The organism is Micromonospora sp. NPDC049529 (assembly GCF_055586685.1).
Genome location: NZ_JBVJHT010000005.1, coordinates 224,845 through 240,503, shown reverse-complemented (window position 1 = coordinate 240,503; position 15,659 = coordinate 224,845). Strand labels below are relative to the sequence as shown.

General features: G+C 68.5%; 21 protein-coding genes and 1 pseudogene. 12 read left to right on the top strand and 10 right to left on the bottom strand.

Annotation, left to right across the window (positions count from 1 at the left end; translation table 11 throughout):
* Positions 1-117: 117 nt before the first annotated feature.
* From ACZ6QQ_RS10665 to ACZ6QQ_RS10655, 3 genes are all read right to left on the bottom strand, one after another.
* Positions 118-1,623, bottom strand: coding sequence for an MFS transporter (locus ACZ6QQ_RS10665; RefSeq protein ID WP_465875718.1), 1,506 nt, complete (start codon positions 1,621-1,623; stop codon positions 118-120).
* Between the two features lie 111 nt (positions 1,624-1,734).
* Entirely contained in the window at positions 1,735-2,433 is a 699-nt protein-coding gene (locus ACZ6QQ_RS10660; RefSeq protein ID WP_465875717.1) for a TetR/AcrR family transcriptional regulator, read from the bottom strand.
* A 132-nt stretch (positions 2,434-2,565) separates the two neighbouring features.
* A complete protein-coding gene (locus ACZ6QQ_RS10655; protein WP_465875716.1) occupies positions 2,566-2,796 on the bottom strand; it encodes a hypothetical protein in 231 nt (76 codons plus the stop codon).
* A gap of 226 nt (positions 2,797-3,022) precedes the next feature.
* Between ACZ6QQ_RS10655 and ACZ6QQ_RS10650 the strand changes: the two are divergent.
* Positions 3,023-3,298, top strand: a pseudogene (locus tag ACZ6QQ_RS10650) (PPOX class F420-dependent oxidoreductase); the annotation flags it as partial.
* A gap of 27 nt (positions 3,299-3,325) precedes the next feature.
* Positions 3,326-3,724 carry an NUDIX hydrolase gene (locus ACZ6QQ_RS10645; RefSeq protein WP_465875872.1) on the top strand — a complete coding sequence of 133 codons (399 nt, stop codon included), beginning with the start codon at positions 3,326-3,328 and terminating at the stop codon, positions 3,722-3,724.
* Positions 3,725-3,795: 71 nt separating this feature from the next.
* Here ACZ6QQ_RS10645 and ACZ6QQ_RS10640 read toward each other — a convergent pair whose 3' ends face one another.
* Entirely contained in the window at positions 3,796-4,641 is an 846-nt protein-coding gene (locus tag ACZ6QQ_RS10640) for an SCO4651 family lipoprotein (protein ID WP_465875715.1), read from the bottom strand.
* A gap of 187 nt (positions 4,642-4,828) precedes the next feature.
* Here ACZ6QQ_RS10640 and ACZ6QQ_RS10635 point away from each other — a divergent pair, with 187 nt between their 5' ends.
* The 4 genes from ACZ6QQ_RS10635 to ACZ6QQ_RS10620 all read left to right on the top strand — a co-directional run bounded on the left by ACZ6QQ_RS10635 (position 4,829) and on the right by ACZ6QQ_RS10620 (position 7,785).
* Positions 4,829-5,806 (top strand): TIGR03557 family F420-dependent LLM class oxidoreductase, encoded by a 978-nt coding sequence (locus tag ACZ6QQ_RS10635; RefSeq protein ID WP_465875714.1) that lies wholly within the window; start codon positions 4,829-4,831, stop codon positions 5,804-5,806.
* A gap of 181 nt (positions 5,807-5,987) precedes the next feature.
* Positions 5,988-6,488: a hemerythrin domain-containing protein gene (locus tag ACZ6QQ_RS10630; RefSeq protein ID WP_465875713.1), complete on the top strand. Its 501-nt coding sequence runs from the start codon at positions 5,988-5,990 to the stop codon at positions 6,486-6,488.
* 35 nt (positions 6,489-6,523) lie between these two features.
* A complete protein-coding gene (locus ACZ6QQ_RS10625) occupies positions 6,524-7,486 on the top strand; it encodes a TIGR03557 family F420-dependent LLM class oxidoreductase (RefSeq protein ID WP_465875712.1) in 963 nt (320 codons plus the stop codon).
* A gap of 26 nt (positions 7,487-7,512) precedes the next feature.
* Positions 7,513-7,785: a DUF4235 domain-containing protein gene (locus ACZ6QQ_RS10620; RefSeq protein WP_465875711.1), complete on the top strand. Its 273-nt coding sequence runs from the start codon at positions 7,513-7,515 to the stop codon at positions 7,783-7,785.
* Between the two features lie 77 nt (positions 7,786-7,862).
* Here the strand turns inward: ACZ6QQ_RS10620 and ACZ6QQ_RS10615 are convergent, their stop codons facing one another.
* Complete coding sequence (locus tag ACZ6QQ_RS10615) at positions 7,863-8,084, bottom strand: DUF2188 domain-containing protein (RefSeq protein WP_465875709.1); 222 nt, start codon at positions 8,082-8,084, stop codon at positions 7,863-7,865.
* 166 nt (positions 8,085-8,250) lie between these two features.
* Here ACZ6QQ_RS10615 and ACZ6QQ_RS10610 point away from each other — a divergent pair, with 166 nt between their 5' ends.
* Entirely contained in the window at positions 8,251-8,541 is a 291-nt protein-coding gene (locus ACZ6QQ_RS10610) for a hypothetical protein (RefSeq protein WP_465875708.1), read from the top strand.
* On the opposite strand, the gene ACZ6QQ_RS10605 is transcribed toward ACZ6QQ_RS10610, so the two are convergent.
* Complete coding sequence (locus tag ACZ6QQ_RS10605) at positions 8,523-8,687, bottom strand: ester cyclase (RefSeq protein WP_465875706.1); 165 nt, start codon at positions 8,685-8,687, stop codon at positions 8,523-8,525. The genes ACZ6QQ_RS10610 and ACZ6QQ_RS10605 overlap by 19 nt on opposite strands.
* Positions 8,688-8,892: 205 nt before the next feature.
* Positions 8,893-9,591, bottom strand: a complete 699-nt coding sequence (locus ACZ6QQ_RS10600; RefSeq protein ID WP_465875705.1) for a hypothetical protein — start codon at positions 9,589-9,591, stop codon at positions 8,893-8,895.
* A 360-nt stretch (positions 9,592-9,951) separates the two neighbouring features.
* Here ACZ6QQ_RS10600 and helR point away from each other — a divergent pair, with 360 nt between their 5' ends.
* A complete protein-coding gene (gene helR / locus ACZ6QQ_RS10595) occupies positions 9,952-12,087 on the top strand; it encodes an RNA polymerase recycling motor ATPase HelR (protein ID WP_465875704.1) in 2,136 nt (711 codons plus the stop codon).
* A 77-nt stretch (positions 12,088-12,164) separates the two neighbouring features.
* Here the strand turns inward: helR and ACZ6QQ_RS10590 are convergent, their stop codons facing one another.
* Both ACZ6QQ_RS10590 and ACZ6QQ_RS10585 read right to left on the bottom strand, forming a co-directional pair.
* Entirely contained in the window at positions 12,165-12,353 is a 189-nt protein-coding gene (locus ACZ6QQ_RS10590; RefSeq protein ID WP_465875703.1) for a DUF397 domain-containing protein, read from the bottom strand.
* Complete coding sequence (locus tag ACZ6QQ_RS10585; protein ID WP_465875701.1) at positions 12,344-12,490, bottom strand: hypothetical protein; 147 nt, start codon at positions 12,488-12,490, stop codon at positions 12,344-12,346. Before ACZ6QQ_RS10585 ends, ACZ6QQ_RS10590 begins: the two co-directional genes overlap by 10 nt.
* A gap of 247 nt (positions 12,491-12,737) precedes the next feature.
* Between ACZ6QQ_RS10585 and ACZ6QQ_RS10580 the strand changes: the two genes are divergently transcribed.
* From ACZ6QQ_RS10580 to ACZ6QQ_RS10570, 3 genes are read left to right on the top strand one after another with little or no spacing between them, the layout of a single operon-like run.
* Positions 12,738-13,007, top strand: coding sequence for a hypothetical protein (locus ACZ6QQ_RS10580; protein ID WP_465875700.1), 270 nt, complete (start codon positions 12,738-12,740; stop codon positions 13,005-13,007).
* Positions 13,000-13,275, top strand: coding sequence for a hypothetical protein (locus ACZ6QQ_RS10575; RefSeq protein WP_465875699.1), 276 nt, complete (start codon positions 13,000-13,002; stop codon positions 13,273-13,275). Before ACZ6QQ_RS10580 ends, ACZ6QQ_RS10575 begins: the two co-directional genes overlap by 8 nt.
* Positions 13,272-13,478, top strand: coding sequence for a hypothetical protein (locus ACZ6QQ_RS10570; RefSeq protein WP_465875698.1), 207 nt, complete (start codon positions 13,272-13,274; stop codon positions 13,476-13,478). The genes ACZ6QQ_RS10575 and ACZ6QQ_RS10570 overlap by 4 nt, the downstream gene beginning before the upstream one ends.
* Before the next feature lie 6 nt (positions 13,479-13,484).
* Here the strand turns inward: ACZ6QQ_RS10570 and ACZ6QQ_RS10565 are convergent, their stop codons facing one another.
* A complete protein-coding gene (locus ACZ6QQ_RS10565) occupies positions 13,485-13,940 on the bottom strand; it encodes a winged helix-turn-helix transcriptional regulator (protein ID WP_465875697.1) in 456 nt (151 codons plus the stop codon).
* 88 nt (positions 13,941-14,028) lie between these two features.
* Between ACZ6QQ_RS10565 and ACZ6QQ_RS10560 the strand changes: the two genes are divergently transcribed.
* Positions 14,029-15,474, top strand: a complete 1,446-nt coding sequence (locus ACZ6QQ_RS10560; RefSeq protein ID WP_465875696.1) for an MFS transporter — start codon at positions 14,029-14,031, stop codon at positions 15,472-15,474.
* The last annotated feature ends 185 nt before the right edge of the window (positions 15,475-15,659 follow it).

Here is a 15,659-nt window from a genome sequence, read left to right as displayed (position 1 = left end):
CCCCCCCCCCCCCCCCCCCCCCCCCCCCCCCCCCCCCCCCCCCCCCCCCGCCCCCTCCCCCCCCCCCCCCCCCCCCCCCCGCCAGTCGGTCGGGCGCCGCCGGGCGCCCTCGGTCGGTCAGTGCATCATCACCGGTACGGGGACATCCCCCGCGTTCTCGTCGTCGGTGGCGCCGGACCCGCCGGCCACCGCTCCGCCGTCCTGACGGCCGGTGTTGACGAACGTGAACGCGATCAGCGCCGCGAGGCCCATGAGCCCGACCGCCCACCAGATCGCGGTGGCGTAGCCGTGCACCGCCGCCTCGTTGATCAGTGCCGGGTTGCCGCCTCGGTCGAGCAGCCAGGCCGCGGTGGCGCTGGCCGCCACGGTGTTCAGCAACGCGGTGCCGATCGAGCCGCCGACCTGCTGCGACGTGTTGATCATCGCGGAGGCGACTCCGGCGTCACGCGGTTCGACACCGTAGGTGGCCAGGCTCATCGCCGGCATGAACGCGGTACCCATGCCCAGGCCGAGCAGGACCAGACCCGGCAGGATCAACCCGGTGTACGAGCTGTCCACCTGCATCTGGGTCAGGATCAGCAGGCCGATTCCGGCGACCAGGAAGCCCGGTCCCATCAGCAGCCGGGGTGCGACCCGGTTCATCAGGCGGGCGCCGATCTGGGTCGAACCGGTGATCATGCCGACGATCATCGGCAGGAAGGCGACACCGGTGACCACCGGGGACCATCCCTTGACCACCTGCAGGTAGTAGGTGAGGAAGAGGAACAGGCCGAACATGCCGATCACCGCGATGCCCAGCGCCGAGTACACGCCGGCCCGGTTGCGCTCGGTCAGCACCCGCAGGGGCAGCAGCGGGTGCGCGACCCTCGACTCGACCAGCACGAACGCCGCCAGCAGCACGGCCGCCACGACGAACGAGCCCAGGGTCCAGCTCGCGGTCCAGCCGTCGGTCTCGGCCCGGGTGAAGCCGTAGACCAGGGAGACCAGGCCGGTGGTGGAGAGCAGCACACCCGGGATGTCGAGCCGGTTGCGGTTGCGGGCACCCGGCACGTCACGGATCACCAGGTACGCCCCGGCGGCGGCGATCAGGGCGATCGGGATGTTGACGAACAACGCCCAGCGCCAGTTCAGGTACTCGGTGAGCACACCGCCGAGGATCAGGCCGAGGGCACCGCCACCACCGGCGATCGCGCCGAACACGCCGAAGGCCTTGGCCCGTTCCTTGGCCTCGGTGAAGGTGACCGCCAGCAGCGACAACGCGGCCGGGGCCAGCATGGCGCCGAAGACACCCTGGAGGGCGCGGGCACCGAGCAGCATGCCGGTGTTGGCCGCGATCCCGCCGATGGCCGACGCCGCGGCGAAACCGAGCAGGCCGATCGTGAAGATCCGCTTTCGCCCGGCGATGTCGGCTAGCCGGCCGCCGAAAAGCAGCAGACCGCCGAAGGCCAGCGTGTAGGCGGTGATGACCCACTGCCGGTTGCCGTCGGAGATGCCCAGGTCGTGCTGGGCCGCCGGCAGGGCGATGTTCACCACGGTCGCATCCAGTACGACCATCAACTGCGCCAACGAGATGAATATCAGCGCTGTCCAGCGCCTCGGATTCGCTTCTACTTCTGTGGACATGAGGGTCCCCGCAATTTTCGCAAATATGGATGGAAACGGCAGCCTGTGGACGCAGGTCACCCGTACATGGCGGTGGTGGTTTGCTTGGTCGGCGCCAGTGGTCAGCGCCGGTCAGTCAGCGCGCTCCCCGCTCGTCGAGAGGGTCGATTCCTCGACGAGCGGGCCGCACGCCGCCAGTCGTAGGTCGGCCAGGGTGACCGTGCACCCCGGCAGTACGGACCGCTGCGGTGCGCGCAGCCCGTCGAGCAGGATCTCCAGGTGGCGGTGTGCGAACCGGTCGAGCGTCGCCCGCCCCGTACCGGGCATCGGTCGGGTAAGCTGGACAATCGGGACGATCACGTCGCCGATGGCGACATCCGGGCGGAGTTGGCCTGATTCCCGCGCCCGCCGCAGGATGGACTCCAACACCTCTTCCATCCGCTCCCGCTGGACGTTCAGCTCGGGATCGGCATGGTCCAACCAGTTGGAGAAGATCGGGCAGAGCCCCCCGATCAAGTGTTCGGCCGATACGTGCACGAACCGTCGCAACGCCTCGAAGGCATCCGGCTCCTCGGCCAAGGCCCGCTCCGCCTGCTCGGTCAGACCGGACATCAGGGTCAGAACCACAACCCGGATCAGCTCCCGCCGGTTGGCGAAGTGCCGGTAGAGGGTGGCGTTACCCACCCCCGCCCGCTGGGCGATCTCGTCCAGCGGCACCTCCGCACCCCATTCGACGAAAAGCTCGCTCGCGGCGGCCACGATCCGGTCGAAGTTCCGGGACGCGTCGGCTCGCTGCCGGGGCAACCGCTGTTGTACGGCAGTACCAGCCACGACGACGCTCCTCACTGAAACCGGGGAGATCTTCCCCGCTTCACCCGAAGAGTCAAACGGGGAGAACCTCCCCGGTTATTTCTCCCCCCGCTGTGACCTGCGTCCCGACATCGATCAAGTGCGTAGGTCCGATCACCCGACCGGGAAGAGGCAGCGGCGGGCGAGCCCCCGAGGTTGCCCTCGGGGCCTCGCCACTGTCGCCGGAAGGAGTCGCGGCTGCCGCGGGGTGAACCGGTCGCGGTGCCTTCGCGCGAGATCGGCGAAGAGCGCGACGGTCCGGTCCCGGTCCTCGGGTAGGCCGACCGGGAAAATGATCAACTCGGTCGCCCCGGCGTCGGCGAACCGGGCCACGGTCTCCTCCACGACCGTCTCACGGCGCGTGGCCCGCAAACCAACCCGGTAATCGGGGCGTGGGTTCCGTACGCTGATAAGCGGAACGCCCGCCCCGATTACCCGAGGGGACCCGGATCCACATTCCGGCCCCCTGACCGCAACCCGTTGCCGGATCGGGGAACTTCGAGACCCCAGACGATCATGCCAAACGTCGGGTGGTTTCGTGGACCGACCACAGAGCCGGTACGAGGCGGGCATGAACCACACGCTCGACCAGATCGCCCGCGCCCGCTACGTCAACGTGACCACGTTCCGCCGGGACGGGAGGCCGGTGCCGACGCCGGTCGGCGTGGTCGTGGACGACGGTGAGGTGTTCGTGCTCACCGAGCGGGACAGCGGGAAGGTCGAACGGATCCGCGACAATCCCTCCGTCACGGTGACCCCCTACGACATGAGCGGCCGGATCGTCACCGGCGCCGCGACGGCCGAGGGCACGGCACGGCTGCCGGACCCGGCCGGGACGGCCCGCGTACGCCGACTCATGCCTACGATGCCGAGCGTGAACGTCATTGACAAGATCGCCTGGATCCGGATCGAGAACGGCGCGATCCTCAGTACCCGCAGCCACGGCAGGGACGTCTACTACCTGCCCGGTGGCAAACGCGAGCCCGGTGAGAGCGACCTGGCCACCCTGGTCCGCGAGATCGACGAGGAACTGCGGGTCTCGATCACGCCGGAAAGTGCCACCCCGGTCGGCACCTTCGAGGCCCAGGCCCACGGCCACGCCAACGGTACGACCGTCCGGATGACCTGCTACGCGGCCGACTACCGGGGTGTGCCCACGGCCAGTGCCGAGATCGCCGAGGTGGCCTGGCTCCGTTACGCCGACCGCCACCGCGTCTCCCCGGTCGACCAGATCATCTTCGACCGGCTGCACGACAGCGGGGAACTCGCCTGACGAGACCCGCGTACGGCTCCGAGCGGACCGGGAGCCGTACGCGGGTCGGGCTCGGGTCGGGCTCGGGTCGGTCAGCCCTCAAGGTCCTTGAGGGCGTCCGCGAGGCCCTTCATCATCTCGGCGAAGTCGGCGGTCTCCGCAGCCGGCGGCAGGTCCACGGTCAGGGCCTTGTTGTATTCGGTGTAGTCGGCGGTGATGTCGTTCGCCTCGTTGATGAAGCCCCGGAAGCGTCGGAGCTGGTACTGCTCGTCCAGCCAGAGGTCGGCCTTGACCTCCGTGACGCCCAGCTTGGTGAATTCCTTCTCCAGTACCTCACGGGCCTTCGGGTCAATCTGGGCGGCCAGGTAGGCCGTGCTCGGGATGCTGGCGGTGTAGTGGACGGTCTTCGCCCCGTTCACCGTCTCCTCACCGACCACGGTGATTGTCTCGGCCGTGAGCAGCGGCTTCAGCGACTGGACCGGGTCGATGTTGTCCAGCACACCGGCCATCGCCTCGGTACCGGCCTCACCGGCCATACCGAGGTCCATCTTCAGCCACTTCTTGCCCTCGAACTCCGCCTGCTGATCGCTGCTGAGAGTGATGTAGAGGGCGGTGCCGATGAACCGGACGGTGGTCGGCCCCTCCTTCGGGTCCTCCAACGTCACCTCCGCCTTGCGTTCGGCACCCAGGATCACGACGCCGCTTCCCTTGACCGGCTCTCCCTCGCCCTTGCCGTCCATCGTGAAGGCAACGGTGGCGGCCGCGCCGACGGCGTCCGACGCTTTCTGGATCGAGCCCTTGGCGTCGCTGGTCAGCAGTTCCAGGACGGTCGGTTCCTTCTTGGTCTCCGCTGCGGTGTCCTGCGGGCCGCAGGCGGTGAGACCGAGCATCGCGACCGCGGCGGCGGCCAGCATTGCGGAGCTTTTCGAACGTGACACGAGAAGGTATCCCTTGGGTTGGTGAGCGTCGAGTAACTTGCCAGAGGCAAGGCTCGACACCTTATCCCACCTCGTCTATCGACCGGCTCTCGATTCCCTCTCGACAAGATGACCTGCGTGTTTGTCCCCCACCCGTCGGGGTAGGCGGTATCCGCCGGGGCAGTTTCGTCGGATAGGGAGACCGGGCATGCAGATCGGCTACAAACTCGCTGCGGAGGCGTTCGGACCGGAGGAAATCATCCGGCAGGCGATCCGCGCCGAGCAGGTCGGGTTCGACTTCGTGGAGATGAGCGACCACTACCATCCGTGGCTGGACCTCCAGGGGCATTCGTCGTTCACCTGGACGGTGCTCGGCGCGATCGCCGCCCGTACCCGGACCGTCGGTCTGGTCACCGGCGTGACCTGCCCGACGATGCGTTACCACCCGGCGATCATCGCGCAGGCGGCGGCGACGCTGGCGCTGGTCTCCGGTGACCGTTTCACCCTCGGCGTCGGTGCCGGCGAACGGCTGAACGAACACGTGGTCGGGCAGGGCTTCCCGAGCGTGCGCGGTCGCCATGAGCGGCTGCGCGAGGCATTGGAGATCATCCACCTGCTCTGGTCGGGCGGTTACCACTCGTACGAGGGCAAACACCTGCAACTGGAGGACGCGCGGGTGTTCGACCTGCCGGAGACGCTGCCGCTGATCGCCGTCGCGGCCAGCGGCCCGTCCTCGGCCCGGATTGCCGGCGAACTCGGCACCGCCCTGTTCGCGATCGAGGCACGGTCCGACATCGTCGAGCACTATCGGCGGGCGGGCGGCGACGGCCCCCGCTACGCGGAGATCAACCTCGCCTGGGCGACGGATGAGAAACAGGCGGCGCAGGCGGCGTTGACCACCAGCCGGTGGGCGGTCACCGGCTGGAAGGTGATGAGCGAGTTGCCCAACCCGGTCAACTTCGACGCCGCCAGCAGATGGGTGGACGAGGACGACATCCGCCGGGTGTTCGCCGTCGGCCCGGACCCGGAGACCCACGTACGGGCGGTGCAGACCTACCTCGACGCCGGCTTCGACCGCCTGGTGCTGCTGAACGCCGGACCGGACCCGGACGGATTCCTCGACTTCTTCGAACGTGACCTGGCCGACCGGCTCCGGTCGCTCAAGCCGGCCACCGCCGCCGGCTGACGCACCACGGTCGAACGGTCGGGTCCGCCCCCTCGACCCGTACACCCACGGTCATCCTCGATCTGCCACCGGAACGTTCCGGTGGCGGATCTCTTTGTGCGTCGGTGCGCCGGAGTCGGGCGAGGTTTCCGTACGGAGGCCCGAGGGTAGCAGGTTCCTCGACCAGCCACAGGAGGCGTGAATGTCGACCGACGCGATTGTTCTGCTGAAGCAGGATCACAAAGAGATCAAAGCATTGTTCAACGAATTCGAGCAGGCCGGCGAGAATGCCACCAAGAAGAAGGGTGACATCGTCGGGCGCATTCTTGAGGCGCTGACCGTGCACACCTACATCGAGAACGAGTGCATGTACCCGGAGACCCGCGAACTGCTGCCGGATCTCGAGGACGACGTGCTGGAGTCGTACGAGGAACACCACGTGGCGGACGTGCTCTGCCTCGAACTCGCCGCGATGGAGCCGGACGACGAACGCTTCGACGCCAAGACGACGGTGCTCATCGAGAACGTGAAGCACCACATCGAGGAGGAGGAGCAGGAGTGGTTCCCCAAGGTACGTGACGGGTTGGGCCGCAAGAAGCTCCAGGAGATCGGCGAACGGATGCTGGAGATGAAGAAGACGGCGCCCCGGAAGCCGACCGACCCGAAGGCGACGAAGAAGGCCGTGGACGCGGTCACCGCCTGAGTTCCGTACGGTTTCGCGACGCGAAGGAGTGGACGATGCGCATCGGGTATTTCCTTTCCAGCGAGGAGTACACCCCCGCCGAGCTGCTGGAGCAGGCACGGGGCGCCGAACGGGCGGGCTTCGAGGCACTGTGGATCTCCGACCACTACCACCCGTGGGTGGACGCCCAGGGGCAGAGTCCGTTCGTCTGGTCGACCATCGGCGCGCTGAGCCAGGTGTGCAAGCTTCCCGTCACCACCGCCGTGACCTGCCCGACCGTGCGCATCCACCCGGCGGTGATCGCCCAGGCGGCGGCGACGAGCGCGGTGATGCACGAGGGCCGGTTCGTGCTCGGTATCGGTAGCGGCGAGGCGCTCAACGAGCACATCTTCGGCGACGTCTGGCCCAGCGCGGACGTACGGCTGGAGATGCTGGAGGAGTCCGTGGAGGTGATCCGCGAGCTGTGGAAGGGCGGGTTCACCGACTACCACGGCAAGCACTACCAGGTGCAGAACGCCCGGATCTACACCCTCCCGGAGGAGCCGCCGGCGATCTACGTTTCCGGTTTCGGTCCGAAGTCGGTCGACCTGGCGGCCCGGATCGGCGACGGCTACATGAGCACGTCGCCCGATGGCGAGCTGGTCAAGCGGTTCCGCGACGGTGGTGGCGGCGACAAGCCGTGCCAGGCCGGCTTCAAGGCCGCGTACGCGGCGACCGAGGACGAGGGCGCGCGGATCGCGTACGAGCGCTGGCCGAACTCCGGGCTGCCGGGCGAGTTGTCCCAGGTGCTGCCCTCGCCCCGGCACTTCGAGCAGGCCTCGGAGCTGGTGACGGAGGAGATGGTGCGCAAGGCGTTCGTCTGCGGCAGTGATCCCGAGGCCCACCTGGAGCAGATCGACCTGTACGCCAAGGCGGGTTTCGACGAGATCTACGTCGCCAACACCGGTCCGCACTACCAGGGTCTGTTCGACCTGTACGCCGAGCACGTGCTGCCGGCGCTGCGCGACCAGCGGCGCTGACCGACCACGAGGGAGGATGGGCAACCATGGGCCAGAAGGTCAACAAGCTGGCGTACAAGCCGGTGGGGATTCTGCTCGGTGTCGCGGCCGGTGCACTCGCCGGCATGGTGTTCAAGCAGGTCTGGAAGACGGCGGCCGGTGACGACGACGCGCCGAACGCCACCGACGAGGACCGCGGCTGGGGCGAGATCCTCGCCGCCGCCGCTATCCAGGGGGCGATCTTCGCGGTGGTGAAGGCGGCCGTCGACCGGGGCGGCGCCGTCGGCGTCCGCCGGGTCACCGGCAGCTGGCCCACCTGAGAACACGAACACCGAGGGGCCCCATTCTCGTACGAGATTGGGGCCCCTTCCGGTGCCTTGCCCGGCCGGGCGCGGGGTCAGCCCTTCGGCGGGTACGGGTCGTCCTGGTAGGTGTACTCGGTTTCGATCTTCCCGTCGGTGGTGTGCAGCACCAGCTGGCTCGGCTGGTTCGCCCGTGCGGTTTCGCGGCCCTTGTCGACGGCCTCCTGCTTGGTGGCGAAGCTGCCGAACCCGTTCGAGCCCTGCTCCACCTTCCAGCGACCTCCGTCCGGTACGACGTGGTACTCGGTGCGGCTCATCGTTCCTCCTCGGGAGTTTCGAGATCATCGATCCCTGAAGTTCCTACCCCGGTGCCGGCGACTCAAACAGCCACCCCGTGCCGGCGGTGACACCGATCCGGGGTCCACTCGTTGTGCATACGAACGGTGTCCCCGCCAGGGGGCTCCTGGCACCGGAGGTGACCAGGTGAAGGCTCATGTGATCGTCCTTGCCGTGGTGCCACTGCTGGCAGCGTTGACGGTGTGGACGGCGTACCACCAGCCGACCACCGCGACGCCACCGCACGTTCGGTACCCGTTGCCCCCGCTCACCGATCGAGGAGGCGGGCAGCCGGACCGGGAGCCGTCGAACCCGCCCGGAGCCGGTGGCCAGCAGGGCGATCCGGACTCCTCCGGTGGCCTGTCCGCGGACGTGGACGGCGACCGGATCATCGTGCGAGTCCGAAACGTCCCCTGTGGCTATGTAAGCCCGATCTGATTCGTGAACGTGGTGAGGTCGTAGAAGAGGTTCTCTTCGGCGATCTTTCCGTCGGCCCATCGGGCCGCGGTGCAGAAGTCGACATCGAACGACCTACCGATTGGCGGGATCGCGTTACCGTCCGGGCCGGTCATGGGGCCGGTCATCGTGCCGGTGAAGCGGGCGATCGAGCAGGTCCAGTCTCCCGAGGCGAAACAGGACCTTGTACGGCCGGTTGCCCAGCCGCTGATCCGGGAACGCCCTGAAGAAGTCGCGCCTCGGCCTCGTGGTGCCGGCTGTTGGACGTGTCGATGTCCCGGGCGTTCCAGGGCCGCGCAATGGCGCTCCGGGGTGTTTGTCGACTTCGCCGCCTCACGGCCGGCCGTCGACCGCGATCGTGTGCCCGGTCAGGCGGAACCGGTTCGCGAGATCATCCGCAAGGTTGTCGGTGTCGCGAGTTCCGTCGACGGCCACGATGGGAAGATCCATTTCTAGGGCCTGGCGTCGGACCTCGGTGTCCCAGAACTCGTCGCGGGCGAGACGCAGGGCGAACGCCTCGTCGTGGTCGCCGTCGCCCCAGTTGGCGCGGGTGCGCGCCGGATCGGCGAAACGACGGCCCAGCACGTCGCGCCGGAACTGGGCGGTGGGCAGCAGGAACGCTGCCTGTTCGCGCCAGGTGAGCAGCGGGGCGATGTCGCGCGGTAAGGTCCGGAAATCGTCGACCAGGATGGTTCGCCGCGTGGGTAACGCGAGCAGATCGTCGACGACGAATCCGAACGTTTCGCCGTGCAGGCTCGGCATCGATTCGAAGGTCTCCTGCGCGGTGCGACCATTCCACGTCCGCCTCGGTGGCGCGTGCACCAGTTCCCACAGCCGTGGCTGATCGCGTGGTGAGCATCGGGATGCATAGTCGCGTTCCGCGCGATCACCGTCGTAGATCAGCACGTCGTAGCGGTCGGCCAGGGCCCGGCTGACGCTGCTCTTGCCCGCCCCGGTGCCTCCGGCGATCCAGCGAACGTGGCGGAGCCGGTGCGCAAGGTCCACGAGAAATGGGGATTGTGTACGCGTCATACCGAGGATTCTGGCGATCAATGACCGAAAGAAAAAGTCTTCTTCTCCTGCCTGCGCTCAACGATTCTCAAAGAGAGGAGGCCCGCTCCGACAACGCTGCGACCCGATGGGATCGCGCGCTCGCCGCGTACACCGGGTTGATTGCGCGGATTCATGGCCGGGGCGGCGGCACCGCCGCACGCGGCCCGGCGCCGCTTCGGGGATGGTTGTCCGGCACAGCGGACGATCGAGCGAAGGGAGGAAGAATCACTCCCCGCCACTCTTAACGTATACCGCACCGGGGGGCTTGCGGCAAGACCCGGGTGGTGCCGCAGAATCGCTGGCTGAGGCCAGTACCTGCGGAAATGGGAGAGTTACGAAATGCCCGGCGTGTTTGATTTTCCCGAGCACCTCTCCCCCAAGGCCGACCCGGCGCTGATCGCCGACGACGAGCGGCACTTCGCGGCGATCACGCAGAGCCTCGAAGAGACGATCGCCGACCTGACCGAGCGCCTGGCCGCCGAGCGCAGGGCACCCGGTGGCGTCGGTCAGGCGGCGCTGGACCGGGACCAGGAGATCCACCGGCTGAGCGCCCGCCTGCGCACCCTGGGCCGCTACGGCGCCGACCTGTGCCTCGGACACATGGTGGGCGCGGACAGCCCCGAGCCCGTGTACGTCGGACGCCTCGCCCTCACCGACAGCGCGGGCCGGCGGCTGCTGCTCGACTGGCGGTCCCCGGCCGCCGAGCCGTTCTTCGGTGCGACCCACGCCAACCCGATGGGTCTGACCAGCCGCCGCCGGTACCGCTGGACCCGGGGCCGGATCACCGACTACTGGGACGAGGTGTTCACCCCGGACGGCTGGGAGGGGCACGCCGCCCTCGACGACCAGTCCGCCTTCATCGCCAGCCTGGGTAGCAACCGTTCGGCCCGGATGCGGGACGTGCTCGGCACCATCCAGGCCGACCAGGACGCCATCATCCGCGCGGGATCGCGCGGCGCTCTCGTCGTCGACGGCGGTCCGGGTACGGGAAAGACCGTCGTCGCCCTGCACCGCACCGCGTACCTGCTCTACTCCGATCCCCGCCTCGGTCACCGCAGCGGTGGGGTGCTGTTCGTCGGCCCGCACCAGCCCTACCTGGCCTACGTCGCCGACGTCCTGCCCAGCCTCGGCGAGGACGACGTGCAGACCTGCACCCTGCGGGATCTCGTCACCGAGGGCGCCTCGGCGACGGTCGAGACCGACCCCGACGTGGCCCGGCTGAAGTCGTCGGCGAACCTGGTCGAGACGATCGAGGCGGCGGTCCGGTTCTACGAGGAGCCGCCGACCACGCCGATGACGGTCACGACCGAGTGGTCCGAGATCCGGTTGGGCGCCGACGACTGGGCCGAGGCGTTCGAGACCCCGGATCCCGGCACCCCGCACAACGAGGCGCGGGACCAGATCTGGCAGAGCCTGCTGGAGATCCTGGTCGACGCGTACGAGGGTGACGAGCCGGAGGACCTGCTTCGCCGCTCACTGGGGCAGAATCGGGAACTGCTGGACACCTTCAACCGGGCGTGGCCGCTGCTCGATGCGGCGGACCTGGTCGGGGACCTGTGGTCGGTCCCCGCGTACCTGCGCAGGTGCGCGCCCTGGCTCACCGTGGACGACATCCGGAGACTTCAGCGGGCGGACGCTCGGGCGTGGACGGTCTCCGACCTGCCGTGGCTGGACACGGCACGTCATCGGCTCGGCGACCCGGAGGCGTCCCGACGTCGACGCCGGCACACCGCCGCCGTGACCGCCAAACGCGAGCAGATGGACCGGGTCGTCGAGGAGTTGCTGGAGGCCGAGGACGACAACGAAGGCGCGATGATCATGCTGCACGGGCAGGACCTGCGCGATGCCCTGGTGGACGATGTCGCCCTACCGGGCGCCGACCCGGATCTGCTGGCCGGCCCGTTCGCGCACATCGTCGTCGACGAGGCTCAGGAACTGACCGACGCGCAGTGGCAGATGTTGCTGCTCCGCTGCCCGTCCCGGAGCTTCACCATCGTCGGGGACCGGGCCCAGGCCCGACACGGGTTCACCGAGTCGTGGCAGGAACGGCTCGGGCGGATCGGGCTCGACCGGGTCACCCTGGCGTCGCTGAGCATCAACTACCGCACCCCGGAGGAGGTCATGGCGCAGGCCGAGCCGGTGATCCGGGCCGTGCTCCCGGACGCCAACGTGCCGACCTCGATCCGGAGCACGAACGTTCCCGTCGTACACGGAAGTGTTCTTGATCTGGGTTCGGTCCTCGACGCGTGGCTCGCGGCGCACGCCGACGGGATCGCCTGCGTCATCGGTGATCCCACGTTCCGGGCGACGTCGCGCGTCCGGTCGCTGACCCCGGAGCTGTCCAAGGGGCTGGAGTTCGACCTGGTTGTCCTGGTCGACCCGGAGGCGTTCGGCAAGGGCATCGAGGGAGCGGTGGACCGCTATGTCGCGATGACCCGAGCGACCCGGCAACTCGTCATCCTGACGAGCGCCTGACCCCTCTCCCGTCCCGGAACATGACACCACCCCTGTTGCCGGTACGGGCAACAGGGGCGGCGGTCGACGTCGAGGGGTCAGCGGCGCTTGGCCAGGTCGACGAAGGCGCGCCAGGCGTCCGGGGCGAAGGTCAGGGTGCCGCCGTCGCGGTTCTTGGTGTCGCGGACCAGCACCCGACCGGGAAGGTTGTCGGCGACCTCCACGCAGTTGCCGCCACCGGAGCCGCTGCGCGAGGACTTACGCCAGCTGGCGTCGGTCAGATCCATGGCTTCACCACTTCCTTGATCAGGTCGAGGGACTGACGCGTCGGCAGCGCCTCGTTGCGGACGCTCTCCCACCGCGCCAGCAGACTAGCCACCTGCTCGGTCCGGTGCACCACCGTACCGCCGAGCTGGTTCTCCATGTGCCCGACCCAATTGCAGTCCTCGGTCTGGAGGAGACCGGGAATCAGGTTCGGCTCGAAGGTACGGGGGGCCGCCCCGCGCCCTTTCCCCGCCCATATGTGCGAACGGGGCGGCCCCTTCTGCCAAAGGAATGGAGACACGCCGATGCCCGAACGTTCCGCACCCTTTCCCAACTCGCGATTTCCCACTTCGCGTCCGACGACCGCCGTCACGCGCGGCAGACCGCTCGTCAAGGTCGGCGACCTCGTGAACGCGGAGCACGACGAGTACCACCGGGGGAGCTACCCTCATCTCCAGCCGGGCGAGGGCGACCTGCACCTGCGGGTCACGTACCTGCCGAGGAACGCCGCCGTGTGGGGCGGCGACTGGCTGCCCCTGCGCGGGGTCGAGATTCCGTGGGGCAAGCCGCCCCGGCCCGAGATGCCGTTCGTCGTACACCGCCGGGCGCTGCCGGGATACGTTCCGCCGCCGCTGTCGGCCGTACCCCCTCCGGTCGAGCGGACCGGCGATGCCTGACCCGCCGGAGTTGGCGGCCCACACGCCGCTGCGTCCGTTCTGGATCTGCCGGACCGACGCCCACCCGTGGCCCTGCCCCGACGCCAAACTCGACCTGATGCACGGCTTCCGGGACCGGCGGATCGAGCTGTACCTCTACCTGGGCGCCCAGTTCGTGCACGCCCTGGCCGACCTCAGCACCATCAACCCGTCGGTCGAGACGGTGGTGGAGCCGGACCTCATCCACAGCCGTTTCCTCGGCTGGGTACCCCGACGCGGGGCCCGATGAGCGACCTAACCAAGATCACCGTCAACCTGACCCCCTCGGCGGAGGCCGCGTTGGTCACCCTCAGCGACAGACAGCGGATGACCCGCACCGACGCCCTCAACCGGGCACTACGGGTGGCCGCACTGATGCTCGACCTGGCACCCGAGGGACACTTCACGCTCGTGCAGGCGGACGGCTCGCGGGATCGCATCCACCTGGTGTGAGGGCGATCAGGCCGGCTGCTCCGCCCGGCGTTCGATGTCGATGTCCTCGCCGTGCACCGGCTCACCGCACTCGACACAGTGCAACTCGACCCGGACGTGCTGACCGCACGCGCGGTGTCGCAGTTGGTTGGGCGGTCCGGCCTCGCCTGCGGTCCAGCGGTCACCCCAGGAGTTGATCGCCAACAGTACGTCGCAGAACTCCGCGCCCTTCTGGGTGAGCACGTAGTCGTAACGCAACGGTCGCTCGGAATAGGCGCGTTGCTCCAGAACCCCTTGATCCACGAGCCACTTGAGCCGCTCGGTCAGGACCTTGCGGGAAATGCCCAGGTTGTTGCGAAGCTCGTCGAAGCGGTGAACGCCCGCCCACACGTCACGAATGATCAACGGAGACCACGGCTCACCCGCCACCTCCAGCGTGCGCGCGATGGAGCAGGCCATGTCTCCGAAGCGGGTTCGCTGCATAAAATTCAGCCTAGCATGTCGGTTCTCTCAGGAGACCATCTTGCTGTACCTTGAGTCTCCTAAAGGGACCAACTCTTGGGAGACAACTGTGAGCACGCAAGTCGATGGCTCCACACGACCGATGCGGTCGGGCTGGGCGCTTGCCCTGGTCTCGATCTGCGCGTTCCTGACGGCGCTGGACGTGATGGTCGTGGTGACGGCGCTGCCGACCATCCGTACCGAGATGGGCGCCAGCCTGGCCGACCTGGAGTGGACGATCAACGCGTACACGTTGGCGTTCGCCTGTCTACTCCTCACCGGCGCGGCCCTGGGTGACCGGTTCGGCCGCCGACGGATGTACGTGATCGGGCTGGTCGTCTTCTCCGTGGCATCCATCGTGGCCGCCCTGTCCACGACGATCGAGGTGCTCATCGTCGGACGCATCCTGCTCGGCGTCGGCGCCGCACTGAGCATGCCGGTCAGCCTGACGCTGCTCACCGACGCGTTCCCGCCGCACAAGCGGGGCATGGCGATGGGCGTCTGGGGCAGCGTCTCCGGCCTGGCCGTGGCCGCCGGACCGGTCGTCGGGGGCCTCATCACCGAGGTCCTGTCCTGGCCGTGGATCTTCTGGATCAACGTGCCGCTCGGCCTCGGCGCCGCCCTGCTCACCGCACTGCTGCTACGCGAGAGCTACGGCCCCCGCCCCAAACTCGACCTGATCGGCCTCACCCTGGTCACCGTGGGCCTGTTCGGCCTGACCTGGGCGCTCGTGCGCGGACCCAACGCGGGTTGGGGCAGTTCGGAGGTCCTCGTCACGGCGATCGGTGGCGTGCTGCTGCTGGTGGCGTTCATCGCCTGGGAGCGCCACACACCACAGCCGATGCTGCCGCTGAGCTACTTCCGCAACCGGGGATTCACGGTCGCCAACATCGTGGCGTTCTTCCAGCACTTCGCCCTGATCGGCTCCCTGTTCATGCTGGCCCAGCTCTTCCAGGTCGGCCTGGGCGACGGGCCGATGGCCGCCGGCCTGCACATGCTGCCCTGGACCCTCATGCCGCTGCTGGTGGCCCCGATCGTCGGGCGCCTCGCCGACAAGTACGGCAACTGGCCGTTCATGACCATCGGCCTACTGCTCCAGGGCATCTCCCTCATCGTGATCGCCCTGATCGCGGCGCCCGGCGTGGCGTACGGCAGCCTGGTCGTACCGTTGATCATCGGTGGTGTGGGCATCACCATGTCCATCCCGACCGTGATCAACGCGGTGTTCGGATCGGTGCCGCAGAACGACATCGGCGTCGCCTCGGGCACCAACAGCGCCGTACGGGAGGTGGGCGCCGTCTTCGGTGTCGTCGGTCTCAGCGCCGCGTTCATCGCCTACGGCAGCTACGACTCGCCCGCCACCTCGATCGAGGGATTCGAGGCAGCCCTGATCCTGGGTGGCATCGCCTCCATCATCGGCGCGATCACCGCGACCTTCTCACCGGAACGGCAGCGCAAGGCTCCGGTGCCCGACCAGAGTGCGCAGCGGGCACCGGTGCTGGAGGGCGTCGAATAGCACGCGTACGGATCCACTGAGACGCCGCTGCGATCGGATCGCCACACAGCGGTCGGCGTGGCGCACGGGGGGGGGGGGGGAGGGGGGCCCCACCGCCGGGGGGGAAAGAAGGGGCAAGAAAAACGGCACACCGAGAGCGGTCGCAGGCGTGACGAAACAACCCCCAGCCCCCGGCCCCTTCCCCC